Below are 13,596 nucleotides of genomic sequence, written 5' to 3' on the forward strand. Positions count from 1 at the left end.
CGTTCAATACTCCCAGCTATCATGCGCGAGCGGTAGGCGATTCAGTAAATCTCTACGTTCGCGCCAGTCTGGTAGATGTTTATCCATGAGCGCCTTAAAGCGCTCATTGTGATGCCGTTCAAGCAAATGAACTAACTCATGTAGGAGAATGTACTCAAGGCATTCTGGCGGTTTCTTGGCAAGCTCTGAGTTTAGCCAAATGCGCTTGCTGCTGATATTACAGCTCCCCCACTTAGTCTTCATTTTTTTAACGCCCCAATCGAGAGCTTCCACACCTAGCCTTCTTTGCCATTTCTCTAACAATTGCTCGGTGTGATCTTTAACTTCTTGACGATAAAAGTCGTTCAAAAGTTTTAAGCGTTTATCGTGGGTTGTCTTTTCAGACACCGTCAACAGAAGCTTCTTAGAGGATGCTTTAACAACAGAGTGCTTTCCTTGGCTGAACTCAATATCGAGTAGATATCTATGCCCCCACAGATAGTGACTCTCTCCGTAGAGCATCTCCCTATCGGATTGACGCAGTTGACTAGCAAACTCCGCTTTTTGCTTCTTTATCCAGGCCAACTTACTAATAACTGCCAAACGAATCGCTTGCTCGCTCATTTTCAATGGCACCGAAACACGTACCATCCCATCAGGTGGAAGAACGCTGATGTGCAGGTTTTTGATGTCCTTTCGATTAACAGTCAGCTCCATACCACTAATGGTAAGTTTCGACATTATTGATATTCCTTTTGCGCTTTGATCAAGTTCATCAGATCAAAAAGGTCTATCTCTTGACCCTCAATTTTTTTCCCTTTAATCTCTTTTCGAACCGCATTTGCAACTTCTCGCTCCTTGAAGCGATCACCTACCCAGTCTGCCTTTTTCGTGGTCATCACAGCTTCATCAACGTTGACAGCTAACTCTTCATCTTTTCCTAAGTTGTCATAAAGCGATTGCTTCGCAGCAGTATTAATTGAGCCAGGGTAGTTCGATTTGTTTGCACTTGGGTTGACTACTTTTGCTGCCAGGCTTTTTATCTTTTCCAGGTACTCCTGATAGCTGATAGCCTGCTGGCGACGCTGTTCAATAATTTCCTCAAGCAAAACTGACATTTGCTCATAGTATTTTGGGTTTACCGGATTTTCATCAACAATGGTTTTACGGACGTTATTTTCAATGGCTTCTGCCATCGCCCCTTCGTTGTCTCTCAAGTTTTTGGGCAATTGATTTAGGCCGTCTCCATCTTTTTTAACGATCAGCTCGATAAGTCCCAATTCTTCGAAATCCATCAAGGTTTCACTTTCATCGGCCCGAATATAGGTATCCAATAGTTGACGCATAGCAGGTTCAAAACGCTTCATATCGAGCAGATCACCACTTGCTAATTTGATTTCATCTCGAACCTTCTCGAAATGTACAATATCTTCTTTGATGGACTTCACTTGCTCATCGGTATATCCGGCTTGGCTCATCTCATTGGCAAGGTTTGCATAAGCCCTAAGAAGCTTTGCCACCGCCTGATAAAGTGTCAGTCGCAGCGCTTCTTTTTCACCTAAGTCATCCTTATTGTCTCCTGATACGCCACAGAAGAAGTGGATATAGTCTTTAGTGTCGCGAGGTGCTTTAACAGGCTCACAGATAGCCTTAACGGTATCTAGCGCGTTATCCAAATCTTCCTTAGCCTGAACGAGGCGGTCTTTCAGCAAGCCCGCAACATCATCTTTGTCATACCCGCCCAACGCCTCTGCGGTGTAATCTGTAATCGCCTTATCGAGACTTTTGAAAAGGTCTTTGTAGTCAATGATGTAACCATACTCCTTGTCATCGCCGTCGAGTCGATTAACTCGACAAATGGCCTGGAACAAGTTGTGGTCAGTCATATGCTTATCAATGTAGAGATAAGTGGCAGAAGGAGCATCAAATCCCGTTAAGAGCTTATCCACGACGATAAGCAAACGCATTTGACCTGGCTCTTCAATGAAGCGCTTTTTGACCTCTTTTTCGAACTCTTCTACACGAGATGCGGCTTTGTCTTCAGGTTGCTCAAAGTAGTCTGCTAGCATCTTCCTGTAGCAATCATACTTAAATTGCTTTTCGGTTTGCCCAGCACCAGCTTCCTCACCTTTGATTGAGGCTGCTGTAGGTTGGTAACTCGTTACAATTGCGCACTTTCCAGCAAGGTCCGTTTTCGTGAACATTTCATAAATGGTACACGCCTGATGAATACTGGAGCAGACCAACATTGCATTACCTCGACCATCCATAAGACGAGGCTTAATCTCCATATCCATCAAAATATCTTGAGCAATTTTTTCCAGACGAGAGCGACTGGAGAGCACTTTTTTCATCGTGCCCCATCGTTGCTTAAGCTGAAATTTTGCGATGCTAGACAAACCTTTAGTCTTAGCTTCAAACCATTGGTCTACTTTCTTCTCTGACGTTAAGTGCTGGTCGATATCTCGCGCCTCATAGCGAAGGTCAAGGACAACGCCATCATCAACGGCTTCATCAAATTTGTAGGTATGGATATAGGGGCCAAATACCTCCAAAGACTTTTTCTTGTCCTTCTTCATCAACGGCGTACCGGTAAAACCAATAAACATCGCTTCAGGAAGTACAGCTTTCATCGCATCGTGTAAGAGCCCTGACTGAGTTCGATGGCACTCATCAACAAAAACAAACAGTTCACCTTTGGCGCGAAAATCTGAACCGAGGTTAGCTTTAATTTCTTCGATAAACTCTTCAGTCGCCGCGTCGTCATCTGACTCCCCGAAGCGACCAAACTTATGGACCAGAGAACAAACCAACCACGGATTAGGTTCGTTCAATGTCGCTATCAGATCTGCACCGCTCTTGGTGCGATAAATACCCTCATCAACACCGGTAAAGACTTTCTCAATTTGTTCATCAAGCTCAGTACGGTCAGTAATTACAAGTACTCGGGAATCTGAGACGTTTTCACGAATCCACTTGGCAAGCCATACCATTGTCAGGCTCTTACCTGAGCCTTGCGTATGCCAAATAATGCCGCCTTCACGCTTTTTGATGTGTCGCTTGGCTGCTTGAATACCGAAATATTGGTTGTGACGGCAGGTTTTCTTCACACCCGAGTCAAAAACAACGAAGTCATGGATAATCTGCAAGAAACGCTGCTTGTTACAGAACTGGGCAATATGGTTATCAAGCAGGCTTTCATGGACCTGCGGTTGGTCATCTTTCCACTCTAGGTAGTACTTTTCTGGCGTCTCAATAGTGCCATAACGTAACCCCTGCGAATCATTACCAGCCATCACTAACTGCATCGTTGTGAAGAAGTTACGAATAAAGTCTTTCGTTTGATTATCTAAGTTCTGACGAATACCTTCACTGATAGAAACGGAAGAACGCTTCAGCTCAATCACCCCTAGCGCAATGCCGTTTACATAAAGCACGATATCAGGGCGCTTCTTGTTTTCCCCTTTCACTGAGACTTCTTCTGCAATCGCAAAGTCGTTGTTTTCAGGATTCTCCCAATCGATCAGCCATACCGTTTGATTTTGCTCTCCAACGCCTTCCTTTTCTTTTATCCCATAGCGTAATAAGCGATAGACTTCTTTGTTGGCATCAAAAAGCTTCTTACCCTCACCAAGTGACGCCTGTGATTCCAGTTTGCGCAGCGCTCGATTAATGAGTGCTTCACTAACACCTCGTTTTTTTAACCATTCAATTAATAGATCCCGTTCGATATTGCGATTGTTATCACGATCAATCCAGTTCCCAAGGTAGTCATACCCCAGTTCATCTTTAAAAAATCGCACCACGCGATCTTGCGTAATACGCTCTTTTTGGCCAACGTTACTCACAAATCAAATCCTTCTTTTATATAAACGATAACCAATAACTAACTACTAAAAAGCAACGAAAAAAAATAATGTTCAACCTTTTAGCCATAAACTAAAAAAACAAACTAAATATGTTATTTGTTATATTGCCTCTAACACATCAACTTCAAATTGACCCGCTTGAATACAAATATCTTTGACCTTCCCCCACCCTGAGGTTAGCTCTGGGGCTTTTAGCATATACTCGCGTTTAGTCTTCTTTACTCTAAGCGCTTTTGGTAACCGCCCTAATTTATTTTCTAGGTCAATATCAGACTCAGCATCTTTTAACAATGGATGTTCAGAATCTAACAATGCGGCAGCAAGCCATGTACCCGAAGATTGCGCAGGCAAACAAACAATACCGCTTCCAACTGAAGCTTGACCTAACCAACTTTCTAATACCTGCCGTAAAGTATTCACTGTTTCACTTATTGGCTTGTCAGCTTGTACACATGGCAATGCAAGCCAACCTTTTTCTTCGGCTTTAAGTGCAGTCTCCCACCCACAGTTCATATACTGAAAAGTTGAGACATCGACATCCAAGTGTATAATAATTAAATCGTATGAGTTAAGCGTAGGGTCTTGGTCTATTGGACCGGCAAATCGGTCATCAGCCATCGAACACCATTTCAAAACCCCTCCCCAACCGTTACCCATCTCAGGCTTCGTCGCTTCAGGCTGAAGTTGATTCAAAATGAATGTACAGGGTAAAAAAGCCTTTAATGCTGCTTCTATGATCACATAATCCGTCGGTCCCTCAGCCACAAGTGCAATTCGTAAATCAGACATTTGGTACAGCTCCTAGGTGACCCATAAGCCATAAGCGAGACAAAGGAAACTGTTGATTAAGTGACTTCAGTTCTTCAGTGAGTATTATGCGACGAACTTGGGTCAAACCATTACTGTTACGTTCAACAGCAAACAGGCGAACTTCATCGTCATTAAGATCCAACCCATCTAATACAGCAGGGTTGTGTGCAGTAAATAAGATTTGTCGATCATGAGTACTCATTTTCAACCAATCAGATAATTTCGATGCCAAACTCGCTAATAGTCTAGGGTTAAGCGTTTGATCAAGGTTATCAATAGCAAATATTCTAGGAGCTTGTGGCGACAGGCATAGCACCGCTGTAAATAGAATATACAGAGCACCTTCACTAGCGTCATAAGCAGTCAATTCATTGCGCGTTTTATTCATAAAACGGTCAGAAAACTTTATCAGATGTTTTGTCCTAGGTACTTTAGGAGATAATAATGATCCAGCCTGAGTAGTAATAGATACATCTGCAACCCAGTCAATTAGACTAAGTATCTCATCTAAAATATCTTCTCCAACTTCATCTTGTGACTCTAAGTATTTACGAAGTAAGTCAAACGCTTCCGCAAGCATCCCACCACTAAGTCCTACAGGTCTTCGCGATTGCTGGTCAGGAACAATACCTCTTAAAGTAGGAGTGTTGGGACAATATATAGCGTATTCCTGTAAGGCACGCATTAACTGAGTTGCAGCATTTTCTTCGTCTAATTCAACTAACTTTAGTGCAGCAAGGCCAGCTTGGGGATTAAGGTTTCTTTTACTACGAACGCCATCAGAAATAATCTCCTCCGAGCCATCTGATAGATACTCAGTTTTATAACTCCATGCAGGTTCTGGTGACTCAAGAGGGTTCAACAAAGATGTCCTGTACATTGCTTTATTGTCACCGGTAACCTCAATACCAATGTGCGCCGGAGTTCTTTCAGAGGCAAAAGAACTTTTATAAAGCTTAGGAACTCCTGCTCGTACACCTCGGCGTAGCAAACTTTCATCATCTACAATGCCATTTGCCGCAGCACCCAAAACTCCAATTGCTTCGAGGATGTTACTTTTACCAACCCCGTTCGCTCCGATAAAACAATTCACACGTCCTAACTCAATAGGCTCTTTCTGAATTAGTGACTTGAAACCTTTTACGGTTAGTTTACGAATAATCATAGAAGCCTCGTTTTTCCAGTGAGCAGTTCTTGCATCATGCCTTGCTTGATTTGGCGGGTTTTGCTTAAGCGTTGCTCCAAAGCCTGTATATCGCTATCCATATCAGACAAGATCGTTGCGATCGCAACTTGCTCATCCTTTTCTGGTGCAAAAAACTCAAAATTCACAAAATCCTTTTGATACAGATGCGTAATTGTCGAACCAGCTGTGATTCGATTAATGAAATCATCAAAAAACTGCGAAGTAAGAATATAAAAGAGAAATTTTGGTACAAAACTCTCTTTTCTAGGCCTAATAACAAACACTCCACTATTTAGTGTTGCTGGCTTAGTCAATGTTGAAACATAACCAACTTTACCAATTGTGCCATCCTTTGTTACTAGTACATCCCCTTCTTTCAATTGGATATTCGCATCTTGTTTATAACGCCATTCACTTACGTGGAAACACCGTTCCCACTTTACTAAACCGGCATCAAAGTCAGTCCCGGTCACTAAAAAGAAACCTCCCGAAATTTGATACTCTTTGGTTGTTAATGCCTGCCAACCAATGCGAGCCTTTAATATCGCATCAGTTCCCAACGATAGTTGCCTCCAATCTTCAGGAATATCACCAAGCTCAGTCTTCTTGTAACCTTTTAACATGCCATCTTTATGCTTTGCAAACGGAGGCAAGCGCTTTTTACCCGTCAGCAGTTGCTGCATAGTCGCAGTTTTAATTGCCTGCTTTTTGGCAATATGTTTTTCTAGCTCGCTAATAAGCGCGTCAACGTCGGACAGGGCATTGGCGATGGCGGTTTGTTCTTCTAATGTTGGAGGTAGAGCAACTAAAAACTCTTTAACTCCATCTGTTGTCAAATTAGTAAAAACACCACCATGCGTTGCAGAGCTGTTAAACTTTTCTTGTTGGGTTAAGAAAAATTGATATAGATAGTTTGTGTTGACCTTTTTTGAGACCTTCGTCAAGCCCAGAAAACCATCGTGAATACATGCATCAACAGCCAGTATCGAGGGGACCCCAACCGTACCAGAGCAAACAAGTGTTAATGTACCTGCAGGGCAGGGGCGGCTGAGTCTTGCACCAGCCTCCGTGAGAGAGTCAACTACTGGTGTTACAAATTTCCCATCACGGCTAACATCTTCAACCATTAGACGCGGTACTGAACCACCATAATAACGCTTATCTCCCTTTGGTCGAGGACTTGCTCCACGAATTACGGTTGTGACCTCACCAATAGTCTTAACATGCCAATCTTCAGGAATAACGCCAACCTCAGTTAGTTTGTAGCCTTCTGGAATCACTTGCTCTTGAACACTCACTTCCATTATGCCCACTCCAAGCCCATTGCTTTCAGATGAGCTGCTACTTTATCGCTCAAATCCTCGACAGATTGAGCAAGCTTTGGCAGAGGCTCGGCATAACGATCTTCCAGCTCTTGCACACGATTAGCTAGTTGTTGTGTCACACGCTCTATCTCAGCTTGGATACAAGCTTGTAGGGTGGCGTTCCATTTGTCGTCAACGACCAGCGTTTTAATGTCATCTTGAGTAAGTTTGGCGTATTGCTCAATCGTCTCTAAATCAAGCGATTCCTGCGCTTCTTTCAGTGATTTCTTCGCTCTGGTCTCAGCATCAAACAGTTTTTTAGCTTGCTTCAAAACAGCTTTCTCTTCGCTATCAATCGCCACTTTCAATCTAGCGGTGACGGTTGCCTTGGTTACTTTGTCTTTGTCATTCAGCGCATCATTAAGCAAACGCACTTCATCACCACTTCCTTCACCGCTATTCTCTTCGATATAGGTTTCCAGCTCTTGAGTTGCAGTGTCTAATTTAGCTCGCAGCGCATCGACATTCACCTGTTTATCAGCAAAATAACGCGCCACAATAAGAGCAGGTGGAATTAATTCTGCTTTGTATTTGATTTTACCAATGACTAAATCCGGCGTTTCTTTAAGCTTTTCACCTTTCTTCGCTACGAGCTCACGCAAGACCTTACCAGCAGTCCAATCGTCTTGAACCAGAACATACATATCGTCCTGCATTACATCAGACCAATAATCCATCAGGATTTGATAGATGTCGTATCGGCTTAGTAACTCTGCATCGGCATATTTCGCTAATAGCGATTCTGATGTTTCGAAGATGATTTCTTTAGGGTTATCCCCTTGCTTGATTTCTTTTAGCGCCGCGTCTTTCACCCAGTTCGCAAAAGGCAGCATGCTACGCTTGGCGAAAGCTTGGAACTCAGAATGCTCTAGAATGGTCGATTTAACCTTCGATGCCTTTACCAAAGCACGGCTGTATCCTTCTCTGTCAATGGCAAAGAGTGTTTGACGAATGGTTGGGAACACTTTCCAGTAACGCTCAAGCGTATCGATATCTGTGTTTGGAATGCCACCTTTAAGGTGAGCACTGAGATCATGTAAATCTTCTGGCTCACTTGAATCAATGTAGCGAGGAATGTTGAGGTTGTATTCGTTATCTGCTATCTCTGAAAGCGGCACCATGCGACTGTAACGTGGCAGCTCCAATTGATTGGTAAATACATCCACCACTTTGTGAATGTCTTGACTACGCAGGCGGTTTTTATTGCCATCTTTCATGAAGCCTTTGCTGGCATCGACCATGAAGATGCCTTTGCGAGCTTGGCTGTACTCTTTATCAATCACAATGATACACGCAGGGATACCCGTACCATAGAACAGGTTACCTGGCAGGCCAATAATACCTTTGATGTAACCTTGTTTAATCAGATTTTCACGAATACGTGCTTCTGCATTGCCGCGGAATAGCACACCATGTGGCAAGATCACCGCACCTTTACCGGTACTTTTCAAGCTTTTGATGATATGCAGCAGGAAAGTGTAATCGCCATTTCCCTCTGGTGGAATGCCCCAGGTAAAACGATCATACAAATCTTCTTCAGGTACGATACCATTGGTCCAGTTTTTATTGGAGAACGGCGGGTTAGCCACAGCGAAATCAAAGGATTTAAGCTGCTTGTTGCCGTCTTTGAATGCAGGAGAGGCAATGGTGTTACCTTGAGCAATACTTTTCAGATCAGAGACATGACCATGCAGGATCATGTTCATTTTTGCCAGTGCCGATGTGGTAACATCCATTTCTTGACCGTAAACAGAAAGCCCATTCTTAGCTTCATCACTCGCTTTTAACAACAGTGAGCCTGAGCCACAGGTAGGGTCATATACAGTAGTGGAACGTGGCATATCAGGCTTAATGCCAACCACTTTGGCCAAGATGCGAGAAACCTCTGAAGGAGTATAGAATTGACCTTTCGATTTACCAGACTCAGTCGCAAAGTGACGCATCAAGTATTCGTAAGCATCACCCAGCAGATCATCGCCATCTGCACGGTTATCAGAGAGATCCATACCTTCAAAGATGCCCACCAGCTTTGTTAGGCGGTCAACCATCTCTTTGCCTTTACCAAGCTTGTCTTCATCGTTGAAGTCAGCAACGTCAATCACGCCTTTAAGATCATTCTCTTCTGCAATCTTGCCAATGATGAGCTTGTTGATTTTATCGCCAATCTCTTTATCGCCTTTGAGCGCGACCAAATCATCAAAGCTTGCGCCCTCTGGAATAACGATCATGCCGTACGGATCATTTTTGTACTTATCACTCACGTACTTGATAAACAGCATGGTCAGCACATAGTCTTTGTACTGGCTTGCATCCATACCACCACGTAATTCATCGCAGCTTGCCCATAAAGAGGAATACAGGGCCGTTTTTTTAATCGCCATTTCGTTTATTTCTCTGCTTAATTCTTTTCTTAGTTATCAAAAAACTCTTCATCGATTTGCTTAATCGATATCACCTGCTCTTCACGACAACCGATGTTGTAACGCAGCATAAGGTGAGCGAGTTTTTTGCCATTGATCAGCACGATACGCATACCTAGGTCTTTCGCGGTTTGTATGGCTGATGGTGTAAATTCTGATGTGGTGATGAAGATACCTTTCTGCGCTTTCTTCAGGTTAAGTGCACCAAAAAAGTCGCGAATATCTCCCGCTCTGATGTTATTGCCTTCGGCGTATCGCTTGGCTTGGATGTAAAGCTGATCGACACCTAACGGATCTTGATTGATAACGCCATCAACACCGTTATCGCCACTGCGCCCCAAGGTATGGGCCATCCCCTCATCGCTGCCGCCATAGCCCATTGCCAAAAGCAATTCTATTAGCAACTGCTCGAAAAAAGATGGTGACACTTTACGAGTGCGAGCAAGGATCTCCGAAGCTAGTGCATCATTGATTTGTTTGTAGGCTGAGCGCAGCACTTCATCAGGTGTTGTTTCTTCAACGTCGTTTTCACTGGGTTGGTTAGATTCCAACTGCCCATTTTTTTGCTCTTTAAAAGCAACAAACTCGTCAAACTGCTTTAAGTATTGATTGTCTATCTCGGTGTTAGGATCGCTAATCGCTTTTCGACCGCGCTCAGTAACCACAAAGTGAGCTCGGCGCGTGACTTCAAGTAATCCAGCTTTTGTTAGATACGTTCTGGCCCAGCCAATACGGTTATCCAACACCGTTTGCTTCCCACTAGGCAGGCGTGCCTCTCTTTCTTCTTCAGAAAGTTCAAACCTTTCAGCTAACTGATTAATGACATCCCTTAGCTTTACTTCGCTTCCACCAGCCGCATGCACCACCTCTAAAAACGGGCGCATAAACGTTTGATAATTCGGAATCATCCTTTCGCCTTCTGACTATCAATCCACGCTTCAAGATCTTCACGCTTGAAGCGCCAAGAGCCGCCAACTTTAAAGCCTGGTAGCTTGCCTTCACTGGCGAGTCTGTAGGCGGTTTTTTCGGCCAATTTCAGATAAGCCGCTACCTCTTTCAAGGTCAAAATTTGGTCTGTCATTTAAGCGTGTTATCTCTCGCCAATTCTATTGGTGGATTTGAATGGTGAGAGAATATGGGAAAATTGGGGAATGGGCAATGATGAAGAGCAAGTTACTCAACTCGTTGATAAGCTTATAGCCGATATGTAATGAACCACTCTACCACCCAACTAAATGACTGAATTATCATTTAGTTAGATGGTAGAGTAACTCCTAGTAGAATTAGGAGATTATTCGTATTATGTGTTACTAAATCGATTGACAAGGAGCTGAGCAATCTTCTTTGAACGCCAATTTATCATCAGCCGCTCAAGATCAATTCGCTGGCGTGTACGAGAATCAACACAGGTATCACCCCAATTAACTTGGTAATGCTTTGAATCCAGCATAGCCTCTACTATTTCAACCTCATCCAACTCAATGGCTAACATTAGCGGTGTGTATCCAAGCATCGCGGTATCATGTTTTGCATTAGGATCGGCACCCTGTTCAATTAAGAGCTTCGCTATTTGTCTAAACCCATCAGCCGTAGTGTATTTCGCAATGTTTCTTCTTTCATATTCTTTCATTACCTCATGGGCATTACGAAACAAAGGATCACGGTCCTGCTCAGACATCACCCGTTTTAAGTGTTGAAGATCATGAGGAAACAATCCAGCAGAATGAGCACGGACAGATTTTAAGTTCATTTCCGAATATTTCATCGAACCCCAGTGAACAGTATTAGCTTGATGTCTGGTATGGTGTGCAATAAGTCCTATTACGGTATAAAGCGGTGTCTCACCAATAATATCGTGCCTTCTATCTACCGTAGCTCCCATCTCAAGTACTCTCTTTACAATATCGTGCCGTCCTGTCTGTACGGCACACCCAAGCGGAGAGAGCTTTCTTTTGTCCGTTAGTGTATCTAGAACACTTTTCCGATGAGGTTTTTGGCTCAATAGGTTGAACACCTCGTCACTCATCGAATTTAATGGAGTAAGGTTGACCTGCATTGCTTGGATAGCCATCAAGATCGCAGACTCATTACTTGAAGAAAGCTTGTTGACATCTGCTCCTACATCAACCAGCGCAGAAATCGCTTCCATATCATCCTGCATGGCAAAATAAACAAGCTGAGGCATTTTCTTGATAAGTCCACCAGCTACCCCGACTGATAGCACCTTATTTGGTTTTTTAATGTCTAACTCATGGCTCGTTTCATCTACCATCCAAACGCCACTTTTGTCGTGTGTGTCCTCTGGATAACTAGCTCCAGGGAAGAATGATTCCTTGGTAAAAAATGCGTTAAAGTACTGGCTAAAAGCAGAGATCTCCCAATTATCGATATCTTGGGGCTTGGCTTTAAACTCATCATTATTGACATCTGGCGGCATAAAATCGATTTTCATCACCACAGCCATTCGTCGGAGTCGATTAATAAAGCTTTTAGCCGGTTTAGGGGCACGACACGCCGCTATAATAGCCTCAACAATAATTTTCTCTGCGTTTTCTCCTTGCCTGTAAATGACATATTCAAACGCAAGCTTGTACTCTTCAATAGCCTCTGCCAATTCTCCTGAATGCAGGTGGTAGCGAGCTTTCATCCAGTGATAGTAGTAAGTCGTTTCATTATTGGAATCAAGTTTGAGTTGCAGTTCTCTTAAGTCTTGTAGTAACTCTAAACAACGATCCTGGCTATCTACGGTTTTAGGGACTCTTAGCCGGAGTAAGTCGAACAAGTTCAGCGCTAGTGGCGTGGTTGGCTGGTATTTAACTGTTCCTTGGTTGACGAGCTTGAGTAGGCTTTCGACTAACGCAGTCAAACATTCTTTGGGAGACTTATCTCGTAGCATTCCCAGATCTGTGTACCCACTACGATAAAAAAAATAGTCCCACAATCGTGCAATAACCAAACGAGCCTTAATTGTTCCCCAGCTATTGCCCCTTTGCCATTGCTTCCCCAAAACAGCAATGCTGGAGATCTCTGGCAATTCTGAACCTGGCCCCAGAGACCAGATGCGTAGTCGTTCTTTTTGAGATTCTGAGCTATTGATTAGATATTGTTGCCACTCGGCTGAACCTTCCAATTTTTCCAGGACAAGAGACATCATTGTTTTATCACTCCAAGCGACATCTCGGGGTGATAGTCTCATGCCGTCTAACATGTCTGAACATAATTCCGCTACAGCAAACGTCATAAAGAATCGGTCTATAAACTGCCTTGATATTTCAGCATTGACACCGTCCAGAGGTAAATTTTTTATCAAGCGTAGATAACTATCTGTAATACGCTCAAATTGCTCTAAGACCTGATCAGCAAAGTAAATGTTTACATACTTAGTGATCGGCTCATGGATGAGCTCTCTTTTCAATGATTCCAAGTGGTATGGGTTAATTTCTACACTCTTGCATGCATCATCAATTTTCTTGCCTGCTAAGGCTTTGGTGCCTAAGCCTTTTGCAAACTCTCTGAGCAGATACTGCACGGAGTAATAAGGTGTATTTATCGTTTTACTAGTCATACTGAACGTTGAATATCTTTACTAAAATTTTGGAATGCCCTTTTGTCACTTGGTGTACCAGGTACTGTGAATCGCTTACCCGTTGGTGAACAGATAGAGCCGTGTTTTTTACGATGTTGGTACTGCCAATTATTTTTTATCAATTGACACACCAACTTCTGTATATCCTTGTTATTGCTGTATCTTGGCATAATTTATTGGGGAGACAAATATCTCCCCCTCCCCCTTTTTACTTGCCATTTTTCGCCGCTGCAGCTTGCGCTCTTGCAGCAAAGCTACCCTTAGCAACTTGCCCGCCATTCGCTTTTGCCTGACCAGATTGAATACGAGCTGCTGCTGTCGGTGTCATTGGGGTCGATTTTGCTTTTGACATGTTCATTTCTCCTTATTTGTTTGAACACAG

General features: G+C 43.3%; 10 protein-coding genes. All 10 read right to left on the minus strand.

Going from position 1 to position 13,596, the window contains the following annotated elements; translation table 11 throughout:
* Nucleotides 1–3: 3 nt before the first annotated feature.
* On the minus strand, nt 4–720 hold the full coding sequence (locus tag P2G85_RS15170; protein ID WP_275864906.1) for a SprT family zinc-dependent metalloprotease: 717 nt from the start codon (nt 718–720) through the stop codon (nt 4–6).
* Nucleotides 720–3,827 (minus strand): HsdR family type I site-specific deoxyribonuclease, encoded by a 3,108-nt coding sequence (locus tag P2G85_RS15175; protein ID WP_275864907.1) that lies wholly within the window; start codon nt 3,825–3,827, stop codon nt 720–722. Before P2G85_RS15175 ends, P2G85_RS15170 begins: the two co-directional genes overlap by 1 nt.
* A gap of 120 nt (nt 3,828–3,947) precedes the next feature.
* Nucleotides 3,948–4,637, minus strand: a complete 690-nt coding sequence (locus P2G85_RS15180) for a hypothetical protein (RefSeq protein ID WP_275864908.1) — start codon at nt 4,635–4,637, stop codon at nt 3,948–3,950.
* Entirely contained in the window at nt 4,630–5,823 is a 1,194-nt protein-coding gene (locus P2G85_RS15185; protein ID WP_275864909.1) for an ATP-binding protein, read from the minus strand. Before P2G85_RS15185 ends, P2G85_RS15180 begins: the two co-directional genes overlap by 8 nt.
* Nucleotides 5,820–7,148, minus strand: a complete 1,329-nt coding sequence (locus tag P2G85_RS15190; RefSeq protein WP_275864910.1) for a restriction endonuclease subunit S — start codon at nt 7,146–7,148, stop codon at nt 5,820–5,822. The genes P2G85_RS15185 and P2G85_RS15190 overlap by 4 nt, the downstream gene beginning before the upstream one ends.
* On the minus strand, nt 7,148–9,589 hold the full coding sequence (locus P2G85_RS15195) for a type I restriction-modification system subunit M (RefSeq protein ID WP_275864911.1): 2,442 nt from the start codon (nt 9,587–9,589) through the stop codon (nt 7,148–7,150). Before P2G85_RS15195 ends, P2G85_RS15190 begins: the two co-directional genes overlap by 1 nt.
* A gap of 29 nt (nt 9,590–9,618) precedes the next feature.
* Entirely contained in the window at nt 9,619–10,536 is a 918-nt protein-coding gene (locus tag P2G85_RS15200; RefSeq protein ID WP_275864912.1) for a restriction endonuclease, read from the minus strand.
* The gene (locus P2G85_RS15205) at nt 10,533–10,709 is read right to left on the minus strand and encodes a helix-turn-helix domain-containing protein (RefSeq protein WP_017448830.1); all 177 of its coding nucleotides are present in this window, start codon (nt 10,707–10,709) and stop codon (nt 10,533–10,535) included. Before P2G85_RS15205 ends, P2G85_RS15200 begins: the two co-directional genes overlap by 4 nt.
* A gap of 219 nt (nt 10,710–10,928) precedes the next feature.
* Nucleotides 10,929–13,193: an ankyrin repeat domain-containing protein gene (locus P2G85_RS15210; protein WP_275864913.1), complete on the minus strand. Its 2,265-nt coding sequence runs from the start codon at nt 13,191–13,193 to the stop codon at nt 10,929–10,931.
* 229 nt (nt 13,194–13,422) lie between these two features.
* Nucleotides 13,423–13,566 (minus strand): hypothetical protein, encoded by a 144-nt coding sequence (locus P2G85_RS15215; RefSeq protein ID WP_275864914.1) that lies wholly within the window; start codon nt 13,564–13,566, stop codon nt 13,423–13,425.
* Nucleotides 13,567–13,596 lie beyond the last annotated feature (30 nt).

Source organism: Vibrio sp. CAU 1672 (genome assembly GCF_029223195.1).
Taxonomy (GTDB): domain Bacteria; phylum Pseudomonadota; class Gammaproteobacteria; order Enterobacterales; family Vibrionaceae; genus Vibrio.